Here is a 24852-nt window from a genome sequence, read left to right as displayed (position 1 = left end):
AGAGTTTTATGTCAAACGAGAGATATTACTTCATTGTAGCAAGCCATGCTGCAACAATTTCCGCATCTTCCCCTTGTAACAACCCACCGGCCATTGACCCTTGTCCGTTATGAATTATTGATAAAATTTCAGCTTTCGTTTTGCGGCTTCCTATTTCTTTTAAAGAAGGACCAGCGCCGCCACCAAGGTTTGCACCATGACAGCCAATACATGCGGAATTTTGATAAATTTCTTCCGCACTAGCTATATCTACCGTTCCAGCCGTTCCATCTTGTCCATCAGCTGGTGCTTCGTCGATTACTTCCTCTTTTCCACCACAACCTGACAGAATAAGGGCAAAACTAAACAACAGAATGTACCATTTTTTCATATGCTCGCCTACCTTTTCCAAAGATAAGGTTATTTTACCGTTATTGGAAAATATTATTCAACGAATTTTTATGCACGTTTAAATCCTTCTCCAAGTACTTCCGAAGCATTCATCACAATGACAAAAGCGGAAGGATCGATTTTCTTTACGGTTTGCTTCAACTTTGTAACTTCCTTCTGGTCTACTACACATAATAGAATAGGTCGTTTGTCTTCAGTATATCCACCTGTACCAGATACAGAAGTAACCCCACGATTTACTTCTTTAAAGATACCTTTTCGTACTTCATCCTCTTTATCCGTAATAATCATCGCCGTTTTTGCATAGCCTAAGCCCATTTGCACTAAGTCTATCGTTTTTCCTGTAACATATAGTCCAATTAACGCATATAGCGCTTGTTCAATACCAAATGCAAAACCTGACGAAATTACGATTAAACCATCAATTAATGCGACACTCAAACCGAGTGATATACCAGTAAATTTATGCAAAATTTGAGCAGCTAAATCAACGCCACCTGTCGAAGCTTTTCCTCTAAAAACGATTCCAAGTCCAAGTCCAACTCCAATACCACCAAACAGAGCTCCTAATAACGGATCAGTAGTTGCTGGTTCAATATTTTCCGTCAACTTAACGACTAAAGGTAAAAATAATGTTCCAACTAATGATTTTAAGCCGAATGCTCTTCCTAAAAAGAAAACACCTGCAAAAAATAGCGGGATGTTTAATGTTGCCTGAACTAATGCAGGGTCCCAACCAACTGTCCAGTCCAAAATTGTACTAATTCCACTAACTCCACCGGAAGCTACTTTATTAGGTAATAAAAAAATGTTAAACGCTACAGCGACGAATGCTGAACCTAATAATACATAAAAGTATTCCAATACTTTTTCTAGTTTTGGATTCATCACATATGTCTTTCTTCTGTCTCGAGTCATAATGTCAACACTCACTTTTCATAATATTTCAAAAGTATAACCTTAACGAGTATACATCTTAACTTATTATTTGTGAAGGTAAAAAAAATAACCCTTTCACAAGGGTTATTTCATTTATCTATTAATTTTAGAACGTAAATAACCATCTATAAACGGGTCTAATTCTCCATCCATAACACTATTGACATTACCAACTTCAACGCTTGTGCGATGGTCTTTTACCATTGAGTAAGGGTGGAAAACATAAGAGCGGATTTGACTTCCCCAGCCAATTTCCTTCTGCTCACCACGAATTTCATTTAGTTCTGCTTGTTGTTCTTCAATCTTCTTCTGATAAAGCTTAGCTTTAAGCATTTTCATCGCTTGTTCACGATTTTTAATTTGCGAGCGCTGTGTTTGACATTGCACTACTGTATTTGTTGGTAGATGTGTAATACGGACAGCTGAATCCGTCGTGTTAATGTGCTGACCACCAGCACCACTCGCACGATACGTATCTACTTTAATATCTTCTGTACGTACTTCAATTTCCACTTCATCATTGAACTCTGGGACAACTTCACATGATACAAATGACGTATGACGTCTACCTGAAGAGTCGAAAGGTGAGATTCGGACTAAACGATGAACGCCTTTCTCTGCTTTTAAGTATCCGTATGCATTATGTCCTTTTATTAATAATGTCACACTCTTTACTCCAGCTTCATCACCTGGCAAATAATCAATTGTTTCCACTTTATAGCCTTTTCGTTCAGCCCAACGAGTGTACATACGTAATAACATCGATGCCCAGTCTTGTGACTCAGTACCACCTGCACCAGGGTGAAGTTCGAGAATTGCATTATTTTTATCATATGGCTCACTTAATAGAAGAGCTAGTTCAAACTCATTCATTTCTTTCGTTAGCACTAATAATTCTTTTACTAATTCCTTCTCAAGATCTTCATCCGCTTCTTCTTTAACTAGTTCATAAGAAACTTCTAAATTTTCGTATGCATCAGCTAAGTCAGAAAATTGCCCGACTTTATCTTTCAAGTCATTCGCTTCATTAATAACTGTCTGCGCAGCTTGCTGGTCATCCCAGAAGTTTGCTGCCGACATTTTTTCTTCTAATTCTTCAATTCGAGTTTTTTTTGCATCGAGGTCAAAGAGACCCCCTAAATTCATTTATTCGTTTTTCTAATTTCGTTAACTCTTGCTTAATTTCCACAAGTTCCACGTTGTAGCCACCTCTATAGTATGTGTTTCTTATTTTGCACAGCAGTTTTTATATTTTTTCCCACTTCCACATGGGCAAGGATCATTACGACCTACTGTTATCTTTTTAACAAACGGCTTCCGCTTTTCTTCTTTTCCACTTACAGGACGTACAGCTCTTCCTTGTGCTACTTGTTCACGTTCAATATTACCGGCCATTTTCGCCTTATTGATGTAAATTGCCGCTTCTTCTTCAATTGAAGCAATCATTTCTTCAAACATTGCGAAACCTTCCATTTGATATTCGCGTAGTGGATTAATTTGTCCATACGCACGAAGGTGAATTCCTTGGCGTAATTGATCCATTGAATCAATATGATCCATCCATTTGCGGTCAACCGCACGGAGTACGATTACTTTTTCAAACTCTCGTAAACGGTCTGTCTCAAACATTTCTTCTCGCTCATCGTAGTTCGCAATTGCTTTCTTATATAATAATTCAATCATTTCTTCCGGTTCTTTACCACGTAAGTCTTGCTCTGTTACATCACCTTCATCGAGGTAAGTTGCCGTTGCATATTCTGCAATAGCTTTAATATCCCATTCTTCTGGAACTGAATTTGGTGGTGTATGTGCTGTTACACTTCGTTCAACTGTACCTTGAATCATTCCTTCGATGTGGCTACGTAAGTTTTCCGCTTCTAGAATAACTTTACGTTGATTATAGATAACTTCACGTTGTTGACGAAGAACGTCATCATATTGAAGTAATTGTTTACGAGCATCAAAGTTATTACCTTCTACTCGTTTTTGCGCTGATTCAACAGCACGAGTAACTAACTTACTTTCAATTGGTTGCTCGTCATCCATTCCTAAGCGATCCATTAAACTGCGCATATTCTCAGAACCAAAACGACGCATTAATTCATCTTCCATCGAAATGTAGAATTGAGAAAATCCTGGGTCACCTTGACGACCAGAACGACCACGAAGCTGATTATCAATACGACGTGATTCATGACGCTCTGTCGCAAATACACAAAGTCCACCAAGGTCTTTAACGCCATCGCCTAGTTTAATATCTGTACCACGACCAGCCATGTTTGTCGCAATAGTAACTGCACCTTTTTGACCAGCATTAGCAATAATATCAGCTTCTTTTTCGTGCTGTTTTGCGTTTAAGACATTATGTTTAATGCCACTCTTTTTTAGTAAACTAGATAAGTATTCGGATGTTTCAATATCAACCGTACCTACAAGAATTGGTTGGCCTTTTTTATGACGTTCATTTATTTGCTTAATTAGTGCTTTAAACTTACCTTCCATCGTTTTGTATATTAAGTCTGGCTTGTCTTCACGAGCAATTGGTAAATTCGTTGGAATAACTAAAACATTCATATTATATATGTTTTGGAATTCTTCTTCTTCCGTTTTTGCAGTACCAGTCATACCAGATAATTTATCATACATACGGAAGTAGTTTTGGAACGTTATTGTTGCTAAAGTTTTACTTTCATTTTGTATTGCGAGACCTTCTTTTGCTTCAATCGCTTGATGAAGCCCATCGCTATATTTTCGACCTTTCATTAATCGGCCCGTAAAGGAGTCGACAATTACTACACCTTCATCTTCTTGCACAACGTAATCTACATCACGTTGCATTGTGTGGTGCGCGCGTAACGCTTGGTTAATATGATGGTTAATTGTTACATTGTTTACATCAAACAAGTTTTCAATTTTAAACGATTGCTCTGCTTTTGAAATACCTTCTTCTGTTAATAGAACACTCTTCGTTTTTTCATCGTAAGTAAAATGAGTGTCACGTGTTAATGTACGAACGAAGCGATCTGCATCGTGGTAAAGTTGTGCAGATTTTTCAGCAGTACCTGAAATGATTAATGGTGTACGAGCTTCATCTATTAAGATAGAGTCTACCTCATCGACAATCGCATAATGCAATTCACGTTGTACCATTTGTTCTTTGTATAGGACCATATTGTCTCGTAAGTAGTCAAAGCCAAATTCATTATTTGTACCGTATGTAATATCTGCTGCATACGCTTCTTTCTTTTCTTGACGGGACATAGAGTTTAAGTTTAAGCCTACAGTTAAGCCAAGGAAATTGTAGAGTTCACCCATTTCCTCTGCATCACGACTAGCTAAGTATTCGTTTACGGTAATAACATGAACACCTTTACCCGTTAATGCGTTTAAATAAACAGGCATTGTTGCAGTTAACGTTTTACCTTCCCCTGTTTTCATCTCTGAAATATTACCTTCATGTAATGAAATAGCTCCAACTAATTGCACTGGATACGGGCGCATTTTAAGGACACGCTTCGATGCCTCTCTTACAACAGCAAAAGCTTCAGGTAAGATTGCATCAAGTTCTTCACCATCTGCAATGCGTTTTTTGAACTCTTCTGTTTTTTGTTTAATTCCATCATCAGATAACTTTGAAATATCCGTTTCTAATGCCTCAATTTTATCGACTATCTTTTGCAATCTCTTTATTTCGCGTTCATTCGTATCCATGAATTTTTTTAGTAATCCCAGCATCTCTAACGCTCCTCAATAATCGTTTTTATCTATGTTTATAGTAACAGTTTGTTAGCATAGTGACAAGAAAAGTAAAAAGCACAGCTCGTAAGCTGTGCTACGTCTTTTCATTTAATTATTATACGTCTTTATGACACATCACATGTATGTTTAGTTCGGCTCAATTAATCCATATCTGCCGTCTTTTCGACGGTACACAACGTTTGTGTTACCAGTTTCAGCATTCGTATAAACAAAGAAACTGTGGCCTAACATATCCATTTGTAAAATAGCCTCTTCTGAGTCCATCGGTTTTAGATTAAAACGCTTTGTACGAACAACCTCGATATCTTCATCAATGTTTTCGTCTTTTCCTACTGTTGCAAATAAGTATTTTGTGTCAGTTGGCTGACGAAATTTTCTGTTAATCTTTGTTTTATGTTTGCGAATTTGTCGTTCAAGCTTACTGACGACAAGATCGATAGCCGCGTACATATCCTCATGCGTTTCTTCTGCACGAAGCAATAAGTTTGGCATCGGGATTGTTACTTCAATTTGCTGCTCATCATTATAAACCTTTAGTTTTACATGGACATCTGAGTTAGGGCTATCAAAATACTTTTCAAGCTTACCTACCTTTTTTTCCACGTACTCATGAAGAGCTGGAGTTACGGTTATGTTTTCACCACGAATGTTATAGATCATTTAAACTCCTCCTTTTGCGGTATTTAATAACATATTCTACATTATCCATTTAAAGTCCTTCTTAAACATGTTTTATTTTTTAAAAATACTGATAATTAGCGATAAATGGATATTTAAACTAACTTATGTTTATCTCAAAATAATATGATTACGATCAACCAAGGTAAGAAGCTTTTTCATTATTTGAAGTTTCACATTGGAAAGTCGGATTTTCTTCTATCTTTTCTATTTAATATTCTATTCCACGTGTTATCAACCAGTGGAAGCAACCAGCGGTCCAATCCAATCTTTCCAGCATTAGCCCCTGCTACTAGTAAAAAGACTGTGATTAATACCATTTGTGGGTTTGTGCTAATTGTTCCAGAAAACAGAAAAGCGAAGTTCATTACTGCTCCCATTAATGCTGCAAAGGTTGTGAAAGATCCTAATAGTAACGCAATTCCTACTAGTAGTTCACCCCACGGTACTAAAAAGTTAAACAACTCTACATTTGGAATCGCGAAGCTCGATAAGAAGTCAGCCCACCATCCTTGTACAGATGGGTGTTCACCACTTGCTTTCTTCACTGCTCCTTTTAAATACCCTTCCGCATTAAATTCACCAGTTACTTTCCCCCATCCAGCAGTTAACCAAGCCCACCCGAGGTAAAATCGTAAAATTAAAAATATTAATGGCATAAAACGATTTTTTCTTAAAAATGTTACAAACATCAAAATCACCCTTCTTCCATCATATAAGTTTTTTTCCTTACTTATATGCTATTACTTCTTTCTTGTTCGGTAAGTGAGCAATGTCACACAGACTATTAAATCCCCCTGAAAAAATGTTTTTTTAGATGAAAAAATGCATTTTTGCCCCTACTTTTTTTAGCATATTAAGAATATCTCAACTTTTTTTCGCAAAAAAATGCCCCTCCTAATTAGAGGGGCATATAATAGTTTTCTTTCATAATTTTTAATTAAATTTAATTAAAGCTTAGTTACGTTAGCAGCTTGTGGTCCACGATCGCCATCAACAATATCAAATTCTACATCTTGGCCTTCTTCTAATGCTTTATAGCCATCCATTTGTATTGCTGAGAAGTGTACGAATACATCTTCTCCGTCTTCACGTTCAATAAATCCAAAACCTTTTTCACTGTTAAACCATTTTACTTTACCTTGCATACTACTTTCACAATCCCTTCTTCATGTAAAGATATATTCCTGGGTAAGACACCCATATTTTGACTATAAAATAAGAAAATTCCATTGTCAATTCTTATCAAATAGTTATATTACTGTATGCCCTATAACATTTTATTATTACTAACTAACAAATAAATTTCTTATCATACAGTGCAAAAAAGTTAATTTTTGATATTTTAAAAAAATAAAGGGTTTTAACAATTCTTAGCAAATACCTAATCTTTAGGAGGGGAAAATATGAAAAATACTAAATTTATTAAGTTCATTTTTAGCTTTTTATTGGTAGTTACTTTATTACTACCAACTACATCTTATGCCTATCCACCACAAGTTAATCAATTAAGTTATGTTGCATTAGGAGATTCATTAGCTGCCGGCTATACACCTTATCAATCGATAGATAAGGGATACCCAGACTATGTCAAAGAGGCTCTTTATAATCTCGGGTATGAAGTAACCTTAAACAAGGATTTCGCTGTAGGTGGGTATACGACAGCAAATGTTCTAGCTGATATGCAAGTACCTGACGTCCAACCAGCAATCTCACAAGCTGATATTATTACTATTAGTGCTGGAGGAAATGACCTTCTAAGTCAATTAGAAATTACTCAAACTGGAGTAACATTGGACCCTACTAAGGTCCCTTCAATTCTTAATAATATTGCGACTAACTTAACTGGAATTGTAACTTCTATTAAAACATTAAACCCAGATGCACAAATTTATTTAATGGGTTACTTCAATGCTATGCCTTATTTACCAGTTGAACAGCAACAACAGCTTTTACCAATACTCGAACAAATAAATGGTATTATAGAAGCTGTTGCATTACAAAGCGGATCTACTTTTGTTCCTACTTTTGATGTAATTGCTGAAAATACTCTTGAATATTTACCAAATCCACAAGATGTACATCTTAGCTTAACGGGATACCAAGCAATTGCAGGTGAATTTATTCAAGCAATGGTGGCAAACCTACCTGCTTTAGAGAAAATTTCTAATAGAGTTTTTGGTAGCGATAGATACGAAACTTCAGCTGCTATATCATCTTCAGGATGGCCAACTGCTGATACAGTAATCATTGCTAGTGGTGAAGATTTTGCAGATGGCTTAAGTGGTGCTCCACTATCATATAAATTGGATGCCCCTTTACTGTTAACTCAGTCTCATACATTACCAACTGTAATCAAAAACGAAATCATTAGATTAGGAGCTTCAAACGCAATCATCTTGGGAGGAAATGTTGCCGTTTCAGATGATGTTTTTAATCAATTAGAAGATCTAGAATTAAATGTTAGAAGAATAGCTGGAGCAAACCGCTATGAAACAGCTGCTAATATTGCACTTGAAATTGGTTCAAATGCAGATTCGGCAATTTTAATAAATGGAGAAGCTTTTGCTGACGGAACTGCTGTCGCTTCTTTTGCCGCACAACTAGGTTACCCAATCTTATTTACAAAGAAGGACATATTACCTGTTGAAACGTCCAATATCATTGATGGACTAACTAACATTATAGCAGTTGGTGGTACTGATGTTATTTCAGATGAGTTGCTTGGACAGCTACCAAATAAAACTAGAATTGATGGAAAAAATCGATTTGATACTGCAATAGAAGTAATAAAACACTTCGGTTATGAAAAACATACAGCATATGTTGCAAATGGATTTGGATTTGCTGATGCTTTGACTGGCTCCGTTTTGGCAGCTAAGCATGACTCTCCGATTATCCTTGTCTCTTCTTCAAGTATCCCAGAAGAAGTAAGTAATTACTTATCTCAGAAGATTATTACAGAATATATTTTCTTCGGTGGTAGTTCAGCAATAGAAGATAGTTTATTAATAGATATCTTGCAATAATATTTTGAGAGGTTTAGCTATTAACCAAGTGGCTAAACCTTTTTCCTATCTAGCAAGTGTTAACGAAAATACACGAGCAACTCCTCTGTCTTTTAAAGCCTTCGCAGCATGCCTTATTGTCGCTCCAGTTGTATATACGTCATCGATAATTAATACTTCTCCTCCCTTTAGAATACTATGCGGCAGATCCTTACATGCAAACATCGGCTTTTTGTAAGAAAATCTCTTCTTTTTATCTTTTTTACTTTGTTTTTTATCAGAAGCTAATCTTGTAAGTACATTATGAATAGGTACTTTTAATTGTTCTGCAATACCCACTGCTTGATTAAAGCCTCTTGCATATTGCCTCTTTTTACTTAGCGGTATTGGAACCGTTGGTAAACCACTAAAATCTTCATTATAAACTTTTTGAAGCCTCAACTTGAACAGCTTTACAAGCTCATAATCACCACGATATTTATATTTTGCTATCACATCTTTTAAAAACTCATTGTAATAATATAACGATCGATTTTTGGTCAGAACTCCATGCCAATCACTATTATTTTCCCACCTTTTACAATCAACACATACTTGCATATTCCTCTGCAGTCTTTTATGACAAATAACACAGGAAAATTCACTAGTTTTCTCAAGTAAACTTTCACAATAAGCGCAAATTGTTCGCGTTTCTTCACATAGTAAAATATCCCAACCTAAAACATCAATTGCATTACCACACCATCTGCAGTTTGACATTTCCTCTTATCCCTCATTTAAAAGACCTAGTTCCTTTCCTTCCTTGTTCATTGCGAGTATTTCCGCTCTGGCCTCAACCATTGCCCGACTTTTACCATAATGAAAAAATACTACATCTCCAATTGGGTAATCTTGACTCCTGCCAACTCTCCCTGCTATTTGAACTAATGCACTTCGAGAAAAAACACTTTCCTCAGAACCATAAACTGCAACGTGTAAATTAGGAACCGTGACTCCTCTTTCTAATATTGTCGTTGTAACTAAACACGGTATTTTTCCTTCGCGAAATTGCTGAACTTTTTCTTTTCGGCTTTTGTCTTCTGCATAAACTGATTCAATGCGACCATCTAGTTTCTTTAATATTGTTACTAGCTTTTTCATGACCTCTACTGAAGGAACGAATACGAAAATTGGGTTACTTGCGTCAAGTCTTTTCTTAAGCCAGTTATATAGTTTTTTTGTTATATTGTTTTTAGCTAGCTTTTTTTTCCAGTCTCCAATCCAACAAAAAGATGGAACTGGTAAAGGGGATCTATGGTACCGAGCTGGTATTTTTATTGTCGGAGTGTTTACTCTAATTGCTTTTCCTGGTGTAGCAGATAAAAGAACGGTAGACGCAACCTCTTTTTTAGCATTTTGAACCGCAACAGTAAGCATTTCGTCATAAGAGTATGGAAAGGCGTCTACTTCATCAATAATAATGGCATCAAAGTATTTATAGTAATGAATTAACTGATGTGTCGTTGCAAGTACAAAATTTGAGATTTTTCCTCTATCGTTACTTCCCCCGTAAAGTGATATAACCTCTACATTTGGAAAGACGTTTTTAAATCGAGGTGTAAGTTCGTGTATAACATCGACTCGTGGACTAGCTACACAAATTTTCATGTTCATTTGTAATGCCTGTTTTATTCCACTAAGCAACACTTCTGTCTTTCCAGCACCGCAAACCGCCCATACTAAAAGATCTTCTTGTTTCAATATTGCGTTTACTACTCTTTCTGATGCTCTCTCTTGCCCAAGGGATAACTTTCCTGTCCAATTCATTTCTATGTTACCTATTTCTGGACCTTTACACTTAGGACCACACCAAGAAACGAGCGCAGTACACATTGCTATTCGCCCCATTAAAATACATTTACGACAATACTTGCACTTTAAAGAGCATCGAGCGCAAGGATAGCTAGCAAAAAAGGCTTCGTCATTATTACCACAGCGATTACACTTCAGGGCGTTATTATCTTCTGTAATTCCTTTATGGTATTTAATGTAGCCGTTCTCAACGTGTTCATGAATTTCTTCTAAAGGTACATCTAACTGTTCTAATAATAACCTTCTACCTTCTAACTTTCCTTGAAGTTCTCCATTAAAACGGTAATTAACATTAATAGGATTTGTAGACCATTCTTTTATAGAACTTATTGGCAAACCATTAGTTTCATTATTAGAAACAGGTCGAATAAATATCTTTTCATTAACAGAAAAAGAGGCAAACTTCATGGAAGCTCGCCCCTGATGTAAACCACGAATAACTCACCTCCAAAAGTTAGTTATTTGTCATTTACCCTTTTTACAGATTAATTAAACAATAATCGTTTATTATTTTTTATACCAAGCCATACCAATTGAACCTTCACCTAAATGTGTACCTATAACTGGTCCAAAATGACTCACAACAACTTCAGCATTCGGATATTTCGCTTCAATTTCAGCTTTCAATGCACAAGCTTCTTCTTCACGTTGTGAATGGATAACCGTAGCTTTAACTTGAGAACCATTTATATCTTCATCAAAAAGTTCAAGTATTCTTTTAATTGCTTTTTTTCGTGTACGAATTTTTTCAAATGGAACGATTTTTTTATCTACAAAACTCAATAGTGGTTTGATTTTCAACATGCTACCAACTAAAAGTTGCGCAGCATTTAGGCGGCCACCACGATGGAGATGGCTTAAATCATCTGCCATAAAGTATACTTTCATACTTTCTTTTATTTCTTCAAGGCGAGTTATTATCTCACTTACTGTTTTACCTTGTTTAGCCATTTTCGCAGCTTCTAAAACGTAAAATCCTTGAGCCATAGCACTTATTTCTGTATCAAATGCATGCACTTTTATTCCATCTACCATGTTTCCAGCTGAAACGGCAGACTGAAAAGTACCACTTATACCACTTGATAAATGAATAGAAATTACTTCATCATAATCTTCTGCTAACTTTTCATACATTTCTAACAGGTTGCCAATAGCTGGCTGTGACGTTTTTGGTAATTGGTCACGTTTTTTTATTTCTTCATAAAACTGGTCTGTTGTAAGTTCTAATTCTTCTTGGTAGGACTCGCTTCCAAAAATAACGTTTAGTGGAACCATATATATATTATGTTCTTCACGGACTTCCTTTGGTAAGTAAGCAGTACTATCCGTTACAATAGCGATTGTCATCAATTATTCCTCACTTTATTCAGCTTATTTTCTTCTTATTGTACATGAAGTACAAAGCAATTTCATTATTAATTTCCAAGTTAAAGAACACTCTTTCAAATTCAGACAAAGAAAAACCGTCTCTTTTCTATAGAGACGGAACATTAGAAAATTATCTCCAACTTAGGAAACATATACCCAACTTTTTTTTATCGCCAATAAAACAGCTTTCGTACGATCTTTAACTTTAAGTTTCATAAGGATATTACTAACATGATTCTTTACTGTTTTTTCACTAATATATAAAATTTGACCTACCTCACGATTACTTTTACCTTCTGCTAGTAACTGTAAAACTTCACATTCACGACGAGTCAGTAAATGCAATGGCTTACGATATTCTTTTTGTTCCATTTCGGTATTTGAATCGTTTATTTTTTTATAAGAGGTAATAAACTTCTCCATTATATTAATCGGAAAATAGTACCCTTCAACCATAACTTTTTGAAGTTGTTCTTTCAAAGTTGTTAAAGGGTAAGGTAAAATACTTGCCGCTCCATTTCCAATTGCAAAGCCCACTTTATCAGCATCTATATCCTCAGTTATTACAACAATCTTTAAATGCGGGAAGTCTCTCTTAAGCAGTGGAAGCATTACCATTTCGTTATTGCCAATTAAAATGAAATCCACCTTATTATCGCCAAGTGCTTTTAGTACATCATTTAATGACGTTTCATTGATTAAACATTGAAAACCATTCGTCAATTCGTTTTTAATATCATGTTCAAGCTCTAATTGTTTCGTATAGATTCCATATGTTAAGTATTGATGATCATCCAAAGTATTTCCTCCTTAAAACAAAAGCATTGTATAACAAAGTTTGTTGCTTTTATGATATGATTCGTAAGAATATAGTATTTTATGGGGATAGAAAAATTATCGGCCCTTTATAGGAGGTTTAACATTATGCGTAACTCTTATTATACAGTAAAAGGGTTGGGACAACAGGAAATAAACATCCAAAAATCACGATTTATTGCTTACGTAAATCGTGCCACAACGGAAGAAGAAGCACAACAATTTATACAAGAAATTAAAAAGAAGCATTGGGATGCTAATCATAATTGTTCTGCCTACTGTATAGGTGAAAATAATCAAATACAAAAGGCGAACGACGATGGAGAGCCGAGCGGAACTGCGGGTATCCCAATTTTAGAAGTGATAAAAAAACGAAACTTAAATGACACTGTCATCGTCATAACTAGGTATTTTGGTGGGATTAAATTAGGTGCGGGTGGATTAATTCGTGCTTATGGAAAGAGTGCCTCAGAAGGTATTAATACGACCGGAATAGTTAAGCGTGCGTTAATGACCGTCATGGAAACAAAAGTTGCTTATCATTGGCTTGGAAAAGTCGAAAATGAATTACGAGCAACGAATAATTATTTACTGAAGGAAATTCAGTATGCAGATGATGTAATTTTCAAAACATATATAGAGAAGGGGAAGGAAGAAGTATTCTCAGCGTGGATGATTGAAATGACAAATGGTCAATGTCAAAATTCCCCGGGAAATGTCACTTATTTGGAAGTACCTGCTGAAGATTAATGTCACAAACTGTCATTTCCTTAAGAACATTTTTACGATAAAATAAAAATGTAAGTAGCCGAAGATCCATATCACCACTAGATAACTATTTCGATCTGTAAAATAAAAGGAGAAACCATTTTGATTAATAAAATTATTCTTAAAAAGATACTTCTATGGACGCTTATACCACTTGCAGTTGTGGTAATTAGCGCTAGTTCTTACGCATTATATTTAACTCAAAAAGTAGCTGATGTCTTAGATGAGGGCTCAGATTCAAGAGTCGAATTAAACAGAGGAGAAACTTCTAGCAAACGGAAGCCTAACTCCGTTGTCGACCCTACAAAAGATAACATCTCTATTTTATTCCTCGGAATAGATACAAGTAACGCAAAAGGTCGAGGAGGAAAAGCTCGAACGGATGCAATGTTACTTGCTACTTTTAATGAAAAAGACAAATCGATACAAATGTTAAGCATCCCACGTGATACTTACGTTTATTTACCGACAATGGGATATAGTGATCGAATTAGTCATGCACACGCTTACGATGGAGTTGATGGAGCAGTAGCAGCTGTAGAAGAGATGTTAAATGTCCCTGTCGATTATTTCGTTCGTTTAAACTTTTATGGCTTTATTGAAATTGTTGATGCATTAGGTGGCGTTGAAGTATATGTACCGTTTACATTCCGTGAACAAGATAGTAATGATAATAAAGGTGCTATCTTACTTGAAAAAGGAAATCAACTATTAGATGGTGAGCATGCCCTTGCTTTTGCGCGAATGCGCAAATATGATAACGACTTTAAACGTGGGGATAGACAACAAGAAGTTCTAAAAGCAATTATTAATAAAACCGTTTCCTTAAAATCAATTACTAAGTACAGCACGATTATTGATGCTGTCGGTAAAAACATGGTTACTAATTTAAGCTTTAAGGATGTTGTTTCATTACACGACTACTTTACAAAAGGTTCGAAATTGAGTATGAATTCTATAAAGCTAACTGGTACTGATTGGTATAATACAGCTGAAAGTGGAAAGTATTACTTCCAGGTCAACGATTCTTCATTAGAAGAAGCATCCAAAGCATTAAGATTGCACTTGGAACTAGATGAAGAAGAAACATCTAGCGTTGCCGATAATAATTAATTGAATAAATAAAATAAAACCTTAGTCAATTAGATGACTAAGGTTTTTTTGTTACATATTATTCTTTTTATGCATAGTATAATAATATACCTATTTTAATATAGCTCTAATTCGCTTATACATAGTGATAAGCGGTCTGTGTCTTGATTGCATCATTCCAATTACTTCTGCGGAAACTTGGATAAGAATAATATAAAATAGCAAGATAATAAAACTAATCCATACTGCAACCTTTGCTAGTAGTAATGCCAATAAACTAAAAATGAAACTAATTAAATATATAGTCAATACTGTTTGTTTATGTGATAGGCCTAATTTTAACAATCTATGGTGTAAATGATTTTTATCTGGGCATGATATAGGTTGGTTATTAAGTTTTCTTCTAATCATCGCATATATTGTATCTGAAATTGGTACTCCTAAAATCAGTATTGGAACAATGACTGTAACAAAAGTTACTTGCTTTAATTCAGATAGCGAAACAATTGCTAATAAGTAACCTAAAAATAATGATCCAGAATCACCCATGAATATCTTTGCTGGATAAAAATTATAGAAAAGAAATGCCACTAAACTTCCACAAATCATTAGCAAAATTAAAGCAGCCATCATGTTACCAAGTGATAATGAAACCAAGAACAAAGCAAAGCTAGCGATACAAGCTACTCCAGATGCTAATCCATCTAAACCATCAATTAAGTTCATTGCATTTGTAATTGCTAATATCCAGAATATCGTTAAAGGAATTCCAATCCATCCGATATAGATAGACTCACTTGTAAATGGATTAGTGATAAACTCCATTTGCAGTCCAAAGAATATAGCGACTACACTCCCAAGCAATTGACCAAGCAGTTTATAATTAGGCGAAAGTTCAATTAAGTCATCTAATACACCCGTTAATACAATAATAAATCCACCAATTAAAATTGCATACCCTAAATTACTCCCAGCTAAATCAGTAAAATAAATCATAAGTAGGTAAACAATACTAACCGATAAATAAATGGCTACCCCGCCCATTCTAGGCATGATTTTTTCATGTACTTTACGTTCATTAGGCTTATCTACTGCACCAATTTTAATTGCGAATTTTTTTACTAAAGGTGTGCTGAAATATGTTAATAAAAATGTTGCTAAGCACGCAACAACAAAGAGAATAATCATCTATTTTACACCTACCGTTAATTTTTAGAAATGAACTTGATTTTTTACTAAATAGAATAAACTTTATAATGTGTAGGTCGTTTAATTAGTGAAAAAGTTACTAACTTTTAAAAATTAAAATAAATACTACAAATAAAACCGGAATATAAACATTTTCCTACGTAAACGTCTATATGTCAATTAATTTGTTAATAAATGTCTATTTAAAGGGTTTTACTTTATTTAGACAAGCTTATGTTTTTGTCGTTTATCTTATTGTCTGGTATTTGGGTCAAATTCATAATTGTTATTTATTGTGAACTTTTTTTACCTTTTGGGTATATTGTTTCTCTTCCAATTGAAGCATAATAAAAATCAAGACTTTTCATCATACTAATGGAGAAGACATTTCTTCCATCAATAATTACGTTATTGTCCATTATTTTTTCTAATACTTCCAAATCTATGTCTTGGAACTCTGGCCATTCAGTTAAGATGATTAGAGCATGTGCACCATTCGCTGCTTCCAAAATACTATTCGTCGTCTTTAAGTTAGGAATAATCTTTTTGGCATTTTCGCTTGCAATGGGATCGTAAGCGATGATATTGGCTTCACATTGTTGTAATTTATAGATGATGTCAATAGAGGGGGCACCTCTCATATCATCCGTATTAGGCTTAAAAGCTAACCCTAAGACGGCAATCCGTTTACCTTTAAGTTTTCCACCAATAGCTTCTTTTAATTTTTCAATGACTTTAAAACGTTGTTCATAATTCACTCTTTCAACATCTTTGACAATTTTAAAATCATACCCTACCTCTTCAGCAATTTTCACAAGTGAACTAGTATCTTTAGGAAAACAAGATCCGCCATAGCCAATTCCTGCATTTAAAAAGAATGGACTAATTCGATGATCAAGACCTATCCCTTCAGAGACTTTCGTCACATCAGCTCCTACCTTTTCACAAACATTTGCAATTTCATTAATGAAGCTAATCTTTGTTGCCAAAAATGCATTGGCAGCATATTTTATCATCTCAGAAGATTCTAAGTTTGTAACTACTACTTTTGTTTTAAATTTTTCATGTAATTTTCTCAACAATTTCTCAGCACGGTCTGTTTCAACCCCAAATACAGCCCTCTCCATATTAAAAGTATCAGAGATAGCAGAACCTTCCCTTAAAAACTCAGGATTAGAGGCAATATCAAAATTTGAGTGCCCTGCTTCTTTCGTTATTAGTTTTTTAATTTTTCTACATGTGCCTACAGGAACTGTACTTTTAATTGCTATTAATTTGTAGTCTGTTAGATATTTAGCAACAGACTTAGCTGCTTCTTTTAAATATGTTAAATCAGTTTCCCCATTAGAAAGTGGATCTGTTCCAACTATAAGGTAGACAATATTTGCCCCTTGTATACCTTGTTCGAATTCAATTGAAAATTTGAGTCGGTCTGCCTTTACATTTTTTTTTATAAGCTCTTCTAGACCTGGCTCAAAAATAGGGACTATACCTTTATTTAAACTTTCTATTTTTTCTTTATTTATATCTATACAAGTTACATTGTGTCCTATATCACTATAGCAAGCACCGGACACTAGACCAACATACCCTGTCCCAATAATACATATATTCATTTTTAAAACCTCACTTTTAGCTTGCATGCATTTACTAATCTAACTAGTTAATTCTAGCTAATTTATAAAAAGATATCATTTATTCTGTAAGTAAAACTAGTTACTTCCATAATGACCATTATTACATGTTCTCAAAAGCTTTTACAAAACATCTTTTTACAAAAATAAAAAAAGGACAAATAGCGAAAACCACTATTGTCCTAAAATGTATTATTTTTCTTGTTGTATTACAGGGAACTTATTCAATATTGTTTCTTGAACTAACGAACGAGTTTCAGCCCCTATAGCCCCAAGCCCACCTAAAAAGTAAACTTTAGGTAAATAAATTAATTCTTCATCCAAGTACTGCTTAAGTTCATTTGGTAAACCATCTTGCTTTATTAATATAATTGGCTTATTTTCTCTAGCAGCTAATGGCGATGCCGATAACGCATCTACAAATACGTCGCCTCTTGCGAAAAATATTTTATCACTCTTAATTTTAAGTGTTTTCGCAATCTCTAAGCTAGTTTCATAGCGACTTGAACCAGCAATTCGTACTACATTCGGTACTAGTTTGTTAATTTCGGCTTCTACCTCTTCAGAAATAGCACCTATACCGCCAATTATCGTTACTTTTGTAATGTCTTTTCCACTAATATATTCAGAAATATAATTGGATAATGTGTCTGTATTTGTTAAGAAAATTGGAATTTGATTACTTCCTGCATAAGGTGCAACACTTAATGCATCAGGTGACGCATTTCCATATTTATCTCTAGCTGCAGCAATGATAATTTCATTTGATGTAGCAGAAATTTCTTTTGCAATTAATGCAGCCGTCTCCATTCGGTTACCTCCACCAATACGAGTAACCGTGTATCCTTTTTCCTGCCCATCAAGAACTAATTGATCTTCAAGCTCTTTTGATATTACTCCATAACTACCTAAAATATAGATTTTTTTAGGCTTTAATCTTTCCATTTCTAAAGCAACTTCTGGTAATAAAGCATCACTTTTCGTTAAAAGCAGTGGCGCATCGAATTTCTTTGCTAAAACACTACCTGTTAAGGCATCCGGTGTTGCAAAGCCATTTGCTAAGATGATTGTGTCTGCTTGCTGCCAACCATCATTAGCAATTTTTATCGCTGTATCGTAACGACTCTTCCCAGCCAGCTCAACAGTTTCTACTTTCTTTTCAACATTAGCAAAATAGCTAGATGCAACGAACCCATTTTCTCCTGATTGTGTTTTAACAGGGTACCAAACGTAATGCTTTGTATTATTAGTGTCATAAATTACTTCTCCAGTAATTTCGACAATTTCTCCTACAGGTAACTGTCTAATTACTGATTCCTGTGCTTTTACAGTTGAAGGTTCAGTACGTAAGTTAACTTGACTTATTGGTTGCAACCAATTTTCCAATGTATAGCCATGGTGTGTTTTTCTATTTAAGTAAGGTAGGTCATAATGCATTTTATTATTAAAACGAATTACAGGACTATCTTCTTTGTAATAAAAATCAAGTTCTTCTATCGGGAATGGTGTTAATGTTATTTCACTATGCTTTGCTAAAAATTTATATACTCGGTCTTGATAAACTTCTTTCTTTCTATTAGGGTGATTTGGGTCATTTTGATACGACATACCATTATAAGCTAAGATAGCAAAATACCAATGATCTAAAACATCCCAAGCACCATCGTTAATAATGGGAGTAATTTTTCCGCCGTAATTCCATTTATCTTTTAAAATTTTTATACCTGACTCAATATTATACTCGATATCATTCTTTAATCTTACGATATCTTCATTTGCATTATTTGCTACTTCTGATTCAGAATATTTCGTGACTTGCATAATACCTATTCCTCTGCGATCAATATGACTAATGACAGGATCTCCAGCTTTCCATCTTCCATTAGGGTCGTCAGTTTCACGGAATTGTAACCAATTTGTCTCAGACCAAGCAATCGCTTTCACTAGTTCCGGAGGAATATTATATTCTATTGCTTTTTCGGTCAACATTCGACTAATTTCATCTGCAGGTGGATTGTAACTACCTTGAGACATAATATAAAAATTAGAAGTCCTATTTTCAGGTTGAATGTATTGTTGCTTATTTTCTGTAATTTGTTCACTAGTTTCTACTACTGAATCATTATTTAATTCATATGTTTTCACAATTTTCTTTGAAGGAGTAGATCGTGGATCACTTTCTTCATAAATTGCCCCAGTTACAGTTATTAGATTCTTATCTACTTCTACAATACCTTGATCATAGACAGTAGAAACATGGATTTGTTCGACAGCGTCGCTTTGAAGTTTTAAGACTGAGAAGTATGTAGTTCCAGCGCTTCCGTCGTAACGATATGGAAGAATTAAATATTCATTATTGCCATGTAAAAGGTATGTTACCTTTTCTAAACTAATAAAGCTTAAATTCTGGTGAAATAACTCGCTCTCGTTTCTACTAATCTCTACTATCGTTTCAACTTCATCAACCATATTAATAGAGATGACCATACCGTTATCAAGTAGAACTTCATTTTCTCCAGAACTGCTAAGGGAGAAAGTCTTAACATATGTTTCATTTGCTGCAGCACTGGTGGTGATTGAAAAAGTATAAACTAGTATACTGACACAAATTAACAAGGTGTTCCACATCCGAAGCATAGAGACTCTCCTTTCAAGTTATAAATAATTTTTTACTTAAACTAAAAATATCACACTATGGTTTATAAAAATAGAGATTAAATACCTATCTATTAATATAATTTTCCACAGTGCAGATATCATTTACCCTACTTAGCGCTAAATATTTATCAAAAATTACAAAAATTATATACTAGTATCTATTATACCAAGATTAATAGGAGAAAAAAAGGTGGATAGAGAGGAAATAAATTAAATTTAATAGATGATAGAGCTTGTATAGGACTTTAAACGTAAAAAACCGTTCGTCATAAGACGAACGGTTTTTTTAGTCTGTGAATCTATTAGTTTACGCGGCTGTTAAGTTCAGCACGCACACCAGAATTTACTGCATTATCTCCACCGATAACCTTCACTTCAGAAATATAATTCATGTATAAATATTTCGTTAAGAAAGTATCCATTTCAACTGATACAGAGTCACCAACAAGGATGAAAGTTCCACCATATAAAGCTACATATGGTGCAGCAGCAAGTGCATCTGGGAAGTTTTTACCACTAGCTACAAATAATACATCAGAACGGTCTGCAGATACTGCATATGCAAAACGGTTTTGAATTTTTGCGCCAGTGTCATAACGATTCACGCCACCGATACGTTCAATTTGGTTAGCAACTGCTTTTGCTTCAGCATATACATCAGCTGAAACTGCACTTGTACCACCTAGAACGAATACACGTTGACCAGTAAGAAGGTCTTTTGCTTCATCAGTTAAAGAACCTTTTACTAATACGATTGGCATGTTTCTTTCTGCAGCAATTGAAGCTGCACTTAAAGCATCTGCATAGTTCTCACCAGTAGCTAAGAATACACCATTTTGGTAAATTCCATTTGCATCTTCAAATCCTAATGCATTAACTACTGCCATGTTTGTTGCATAGCGGTTTTTACCAGCATAACGAGTGATGTTAGCACTATCAATACCGATAGTATTAAGCTCTGCTAATACATCATCTTTAATTACTCCAGTACCACCGATGATAACTACTTTTTCTGCACCTAAACGTGCAATTTCATGTGTTACATTATCAGATAACATACCATTTTTACCAACTAATAAAATTGGTGCTTCAAGAGAAGCTGCTAATGGACCAGCAGACAATGCGTCAGCATATCCATATCCAGTTACTAATACAACAGCCTTTTCAGGGTGATTTACATCGTAACCATTAGGGTACATTTCTTTTGAGATTTCTACTGATGTAGAAATACGGTTTGAACCAGCTACAACATCAATCTTGTCCATATCAGTTGTAATTGGAATGATTGATAATACCTCATTAGTATTTGCGTCTAATAAGAATACTCCTCCAAGGTACGACCCTGCCACATCAGGAGTAGTAATTGTTACATCAGCAGATAATTGCTGACCAACTTCTAAGAAGTGTGTTCCAGTTGGAACTGTTACATTACCTTCTCCACCTAAAGCATCATATGGTAATACGCTTGCATTTGTAATTGTTAGATCAAAGTCAGTATATTCATCCATTGTTGCATAACCATAAACTTCAATTAAATAATCACCATCAGGTAAGTTATTTAACGTTACACTTTCATTTGAATCAGCTCTACCAGAGATCGCAAGCAGATCTGAGATATAACCATTTTCGTCTAAAGAATAAACGTATAGGTCAATATCGTCGCCAGCATCTGATGGGTTAGATGTATCAACTTTTAACAATACATTGTTTTTCAACGATACTACTTCATAGTAATAACCGTGATTTCCAACTGTTTGGCGTGTTGTTTCTGGCATTGCAGAAGAGAATTTACCACCAGCAAGTTTAACATCTCTTTCAGTAGATAAATAGCTATCAAATGTTACAGTTTCAGTAGTAGTGTGACCACCATCTACTAATCCTAATTCGATATTACCGTTGTTTACTACTCCTTGTACGAATGTACGTAGGCGGAATTCATTTATTCCTGTTCCACCAGGAGAACCATATACTGCAACTTCCCAAACACCTGGTTTAGGACTTGTGTATACATTTTCCTCAACTACTAGTCCACCATTACCGAAACCAGCATAACCTTGGTATGCACTTACTTCTTTTCCATCTGGATTAAATACCATCATACGAACGCGACCCTTGTATTCGCCGCTTTCCATAATTGCATTTAATGCAAAACGGATTTCGCTTGTACCTGGTTTTACGTCAAAATAGTAGTTAGTAGTTTGAGAAGCTAGTACTTCTCCTACATTTACTGTGCGATGGTGGTTATCAGAGTTAAACTCTTGGCCAACTACAATTGTTTGATGTGAACGCATTTCTACATAAGGAGTAGACGCATCATCAATTAAAATTGTACCGTCATTTACTCCAACAGACATTAAGTCTTTGTTGTAATGAACAGTTACAAGTGTGCTTTCACCTGGATTTAACGAAACTGAAGTCGTTAATGGTGTAGCCCAATCAGCATTTGAAGTTAATGTTAAGTCTTTCGCTTCATCTGTATTATTTTCGATTAAAACGTCAACGTATTCAGGAAGGTCTTTATTACGAACGTATAATCCTGGACCACCTGCTACTTTTTCACCGTGGTAGTATGTTACATCCACATTTTTAATGTCCGTGATAAAGTGAGTGCTTAAGTAATCATATGCAGCTTGTACATCAATTAATCCAGCTCCAACTTCAACACGAGTATAACCATCAAGTGGTTGAGCAGTTTGAATTAAAGCTTCTAAAGCAATTTCATAATTGAAAGGAATGCGATCTTTTTGTACTGCATGTTTTAATGAAGCAAGCGCACCTGCAACATATGGAGATGACATACTAGTACCTTGCATACGAGCAATTCCATATCCACCAGCATAGAATGGTAGGTGAGATGGGAATGCTGCCCATGCAGAACCTGGCGCTACGATGTCTGGCTTTTGCTTTCCATCTTCAGCAGGTCCTTTAGAAGAGAAGTACCATAGACCTTCTCCAAAACCTTCATATGGCATGTAACCATATTGGTTTTCCCACATTGTACTGTTAATGTAAGCACCAACAGAGATTGCTTTTAAAGCGTCTCCAGGAGATCCTACTGTGTCTAGTCCAGGACCAGCGTTACCAGCAGAAGTTACATAAATCGTATCGTATTTTTCACCCATTTTTTCAATGATTTGCGCATAGATACCTGAACCATCGTTTACATCCGGTTTAGAACCTAAACTCATGTTTACGATATCTGCTCCAAATCCACCTTCAGATACAGGAAGTGCTGCATAATACATTGCATTTGCAATTCCATAACCGAATGCACGTGCATTTGAGTCGAATACACGTAAACCAACTAAGTCAGCATTTGGTGCTACACCTGGAGCCCATTGACCATAACCACCAGCAGCCATCCCAGATACGTGAGTACCGTGACCGTCACCATCAAAGAAGATGTTTACGATTGGGAAATAGTTACTGTAGTCAAATGGATGGCTACCATCATACGTTACATCATTATGACGTAATTCTAATTGACCAAGACCACTATCAACTGTGTGTGGAGATACTTGGAAGCTAGCAGAAAATTCAGTATTACCGAAGTATCCTACATCGCCCATTCCATATGCAACTTCATCAGTGAAGTCGCTATTTTGGTTTGTATCAATGTAAATCATGTCATCAACTAAAAGTACTGCAAACTCACGGTCATAATAACCATCATCATTCATATCTTGGTAGCCTTGTGGCCATAAATATCCAAGATAATAAACATCACTAGCAGCATCCATTCCTGTAGTGTTATAAGTTATATCATTCATACCTGTAGCATAGTTATAACCATCAAAAGAATCGCCTTCTGGATATGCATCTAGGAATAATACATCCCCTTCAGCAAATCCATAGTTTTTACCAGAAAAAGTGAAGTCTCTTGAACCAATAACACGTCCGTCGAATGCTGGGTGTCCAGGATCAATACCAGTATCAAGTACTGCTATAGTTACGCCTGTCCCATCGTATTCTTTATGGAAACCATCAACATTTGTCACATCATGTGTATTACCCATGTTTGGTTTAAAATCACTTGCATCAACTTCAGTTTCACCAAACTCTGGATCAACAACACGGTCTAATGTGTATTCAGAGTTTTTCCCTAAAGTAGCTACTCCCTTTAGATTGAAAACATCCATAATCTTACGTGTAGGTACCTCTGCTAAATAAATAAAATTCCCTGTGTTGCTTAAAACTTCTACACCTAGGCTTTCAAGTTGTGCAGTCATGTCAGCTTGTCCTAATTCATTAGCGACAATCATTAACTCTTGCACTTCTTGATCACTTGCTGCTAAAGCATAAATTTCTTTAGAAACTAGTGAATTAATTGAAGTTTTAGCATCTTTTGTAGGTTTCATTGCTGCTGCATCTACAGATGTAGGACCTGCAAACGTTCCGACGAACGATGAAGCTACTAAAGCTGTACTAGCAACAACTGAAAAAATCTTGTTTTTCAATGCCATGTACTTTTTTCCTCCCTTGAATATGTTATAGAACATTTTCTGAAAAAGAGAATAAGAGAAACATATAAATCTCTTAAATTATGTATTCAGAAAATTAATTCTATTTAAATTCTATAACTATTGGTATATTTAGTCAACACAAAATTTTCTGACAAAATACGACCTTTGTATTATATAAATAATATTAATGGTTTATAAAAGTAGCTATTTTTTGTAAAAAAGTGGTAAAAATACTTATGT

Annotated in this window: 18 protein-coding genes; 3 read left to right on the top strand and 15 right to left on the bottom strand. The window is 35.1% G+C overall.

Annotated elements, in window-relative coordinates; genetic code table 11:
* Positions 1–25: 25 nt before the first annotated feature.
* The 7 genes from CIB95_RS12195 to CIB95_RS12165 all read right to left on the bottom strand — a co-directional run bounded on the left by CIB95_RS12195 (position 26) and on the right by CIB95_RS12165 (position 6914).
* Positions 26–370 carry a c-type cytochrome gene (locus CIB95_RS12195; protein WP_094925559.1) on the bottom strand — a complete coding sequence of 115 codons (345 nt, stop codon included), beginning with the start codon at positions 368–370 and terminating at the stop codon, positions 26–28.
* Between the two features lie 68 nt (positions 371–438).
* Complete coding sequence (locus CIB95_RS12190) at positions 439–1308, bottom strand: YitT family protein (RefSeq protein ID WP_094925557.1); 870 nt, start codon at positions 1306–1308, stop codon at positions 439–441.
* Between the two features lie 114 nt (positions 1309–1422).
* Positions 1423–2527 (bottom strand): peptide chain release factor 2 gene (gene prfB / locus CIB95_RS12185; RefSeq protein ID WP_142296509.1). Its coding sequence is split into 2 segments (ribosomal slippage): positions 1423–2454 and positions 2456–2527, totalling 1104 coding nucleotides; the frame shifts between segments, so codons are not numbered across the junction.
* 29 nt (positions 2528–2556) lie between these two features.
* Positions 2557–5064, bottom strand: a complete 2508-nt coding sequence (gene secA / locus CIB95_RS12180; RefSeq protein ID WP_094925555.1) for a preprotein translocase subunit SecA — start codon at positions 5062–5064, stop codon at positions 2557–2559.
* 150 nt (positions 5065–5214) lie between these two features.
* Positions 5215–5748 (bottom strand): ribosome hibernation-promoting factor, HPF/YfiA family, encoded by a 534-nt coding sequence (gene hpf, locus CIB95_RS12175; protein WP_094925553.1) that lies wholly within the window; start codon positions 5746–5748, stop codon positions 5215–5217.
* A 191-nt stretch (positions 5749–5939) separates the two neighbouring features.
* Complete coding sequence (locus CIB95_RS12170; protein ID WP_094925551.1) at positions 5940–6458, bottom strand: DoxX family protein; 519 nt, start codon at positions 6456–6458, stop codon at positions 5940–5942.
* 258 nt (positions 6459–6716) lie between these two features.
* Entirely contained in the window at positions 6717–6914 is a 198-nt protein-coding gene (locus CIB95_RS12165; RefSeq protein ID WP_094925549.1) for a cold shock domain-containing protein, read from the bottom strand.
* Positions 6915–7172: 258 nt separating this feature from the next.
* Here CIB95_RS12165 and CIB95_RS12160 point away from each other — a divergent pair, with 258 nt between their 5' ends.
* The gene (locus CIB95_RS12160; protein ID WP_094925547.1) at positions 7173–8795 is read left to right on the top strand and encodes a cell wall-binding repeat-containing protein; all 1623 of its coding nucleotides are present in this window, start codon (positions 7173–7175) and stop codon (positions 8793–8795) included.
* A gap of 45 nt (positions 8796–8840) precedes the next feature.
* Here the strand turns inward: CIB95_RS12160 and CIB95_RS12155 are convergent, their stop codons facing one another.
* The 4 genes from CIB95_RS12155 to CIB95_RS16530 form a co-directional block, all read right to left on the bottom strand.
* Entirely contained in the window at positions 8841–9533 is a 693-nt protein-coding gene (locus CIB95_RS12155) for a ComF family protein (RefSeq protein ID WP_094925546.1), read from the bottom strand.
* Between the two features lie 6 nt (positions 9534–9539).
* Positions 9540–11033: a DEAD/DEAH box helicase gene (locus CIB95_RS12150; protein ID WP_094925544.1), complete on the bottom strand. Its 1494-nt coding sequence runs from the start codon at positions 11031–11033 to the stop codon at positions 9540–9542.
* Positions 11034–11132: 99 nt separating this feature from the next.
* Entirely contained in the window at positions 11133–11972 is an 840-nt protein-coding gene (locus tag CIB95_RS12145; RefSeq protein WP_094925542.1) for a DegV family protein, read from the bottom strand.
* Positions 11973–12134: 162 nt separating this feature from the next.
* On the bottom strand, positions 12135–12791 hold the full coding sequence (locus tag CIB95_RS16530) for a response regulator transcription factor (RefSeq protein ID WP_269845009.1): 657 nt from the start codon (positions 12789–12791) through the stop codon (positions 12135–12137).
* A 126-nt stretch (positions 12792–12917) separates the two neighbouring features.
* Here CIB95_RS16530 and CIB95_RS12135 point away from each other — a divergent pair, with 126 nt between their 5' ends.
* Positions 12918–13559 (top strand): YigZ family protein, encoded by a 642-nt coding sequence (locus CIB95_RS12135; RefSeq protein WP_094925540.1) that lies wholly within the window; start codon positions 12918–12920, stop codon positions 13557–13559.
* Positions 13560–13679: 120 nt separating this feature from the next.
* Entirely contained in the window at positions 13680–14690 is a 1011-nt protein-coding gene (locus tag CIB95_RS12130) for an LCP family protein (RefSeq protein ID WP_233144129.1), read from the top strand.
* Positions 14691–14780: 90 nt separating this feature from the next.
* On the opposite strand, the gene CIB95_RS12125 is transcribed toward CIB95_RS12130, so the two are convergent.
* From CIB95_RS12125 to CIB95_RS12110, 4 genes are all read right to left on the bottom strand, one after another.
* Positions 14781–15857: a glycosyltransferase family 4 protein gene (locus CIB95_RS12125; RefSeq protein ID WP_094925536.1), complete on the bottom strand. Its 1077-nt coding sequence runs from the start codon at positions 15855–15857 to the stop codon at positions 14781–14783.
* Between the two features lie 290 nt (positions 15858–16147).
* Entirely contained in the window at positions 16148–17473 is a 1326-nt protein-coding gene (locus CIB95_RS12120; protein ID WP_094925534.1) for a UDP-glucose dehydrogenase family protein, read from the bottom strand.
* 210 nt (positions 17474–17683) lie between these two features.
* Complete coding sequence (locus tag CIB95_RS12115; RefSeq protein WP_094925532.1) at positions 17684–20128, bottom strand: cell wall-binding repeat-containing protein; 2445 nt, start codon at positions 20126–20128, stop codon at positions 17684–17686.
* Positions 20129–20451: 323 nt separating this feature from the next.
* Positions 20452–24612 (bottom strand): cell wall-binding repeat-containing protein, encoded by a 4161-nt coding sequence (locus tag CIB95_RS12110; RefSeq protein WP_158217628.1) that lies wholly within the window; start codon positions 24610–24612, stop codon positions 20452–20454.
* Positions 24613–24852 lie beyond the last annotated feature (240 nt).

It is taken from the genome of Lottiidibacillus patelloidae, from assembly GCF_002262935.1.
GTDB lineage: Bacteria > Bacillota > Bacilli > Bacillales > SA5d-4 > Lottiidibacillus > Lottiidibacillus patelloidae.
This window is presented reverse-complemented; position numbering and strand designations above follow the sequence as displayed.

What these genes read in the sequence shown, in the direction of transcription:
- CIB95_RS12195 (WP_094925559.1), bottom strand. Translation starts at nt 370, where the DNA reads ATGAAAAAATGGTACATTCTGTTGTTTAGTTTTGCCCTTATTCTGTCA.
- CIB95_RS12190 (WP_094925557.1), bottom strand. Translation starts at nt 1,308, where the DNA reads ATGACTCGAGACAGAAGAAAGACATATGTGATGAATCCAAAACTAGAA.
- secA (WP_094925555.1), bottom strand. Translation starts at nt 5,064, where the DNA reads ATGCTGGGATTACTAAAAAAATTCATGGATACGAATGAACGCGAAATA.
- hpf (WP_094925553.1), bottom strand. Translation starts at nt 5,748, where the DNA reads ATGATCTATAACATTCGTGGTGAAAACATAACCGTAACTCCAGCTCTT.
- CIB95_RS12170 (WP_094925551.1), bottom strand. Translation starts at nt 6,458, where the DNA reads ATGTTTGTAACATTTTTAAGAAAAAATCGTTTTATGCCATTAATATTT.
- CIB95_RS12165 (WP_094925549.1), bottom strand. Translation starts at nt 6,914, where the DNA reads ATGCAAGGTAAAGTAAAATGGTTTAACAGTGAAAAAGGTTTTGGATTT.
- CIB95_RS12160 (WP_094925547.1), top strand. Translation starts at nt 7,173, where the DNA reads ATGAAAAATACTAAATTTATTAAGTTCATTTTTAGCTTTTTATTGGTA.
- CIB95_RS12155 (WP_094925546.1), bottom strand. Translation starts at nt 9,533, where the DNA reads ATGTCAAACTGCAGATGGTGTGGTAATGCAATTGATGTTTTAGGTTGG.
- CIB95_RS12150 (WP_094925544.1), bottom strand. Translation starts at nt 11,033, where the DNA reads ATGAAGTTTGCCTCTTTTTCTGTTAATGAAAAGATATTTATTCGACCT.
- CIB95_RS12145 (WP_094925542.1), bottom strand. Translation starts at nt 11,972, where the DNA reads ATGACAATCGCTATTGTAACGGATAGTACTGCTTACTTACCAAAGGAA.
- CIB95_RS12135 (WP_094925540.1), top strand. Translation starts at nt 12,918, where the DNA reads ATGCGTAACTCTTATTATACAGTAAAAGGGTTGGGACAACAGGAAATA.
- CIB95_RS12125 (WP_094925536.1), bottom strand. Translation starts at nt 15,857, where the DNA reads ATGATTATTCTCTTTGTTGTTGCGTGCTTAGCAACATTTTTATTAACA.
- CIB95_RS12120 (WP_094925534.1), bottom strand. Translation starts at nt 17,473, where the DNA reads ATGAATATATGTATTATTGGGACAGGGTATGTTGGTCTAGTGTCCGGT.
- CIB95_RS12115 (WP_094925532.1), bottom strand. Translation starts at nt 20,128, where the DNA reads ATGCTTCGGATGTGGAACACCTTGTTAATTTGTGTCAGTATACTAGTT.
- CIB95_RS12110 (WP_158217628.1), bottom strand. Translation starts at nt 24,612, where the DNA reads ATGGCATTGAAAAACAAGATTTTTTCAGTTGTTGCTAGTACAGCTTTA.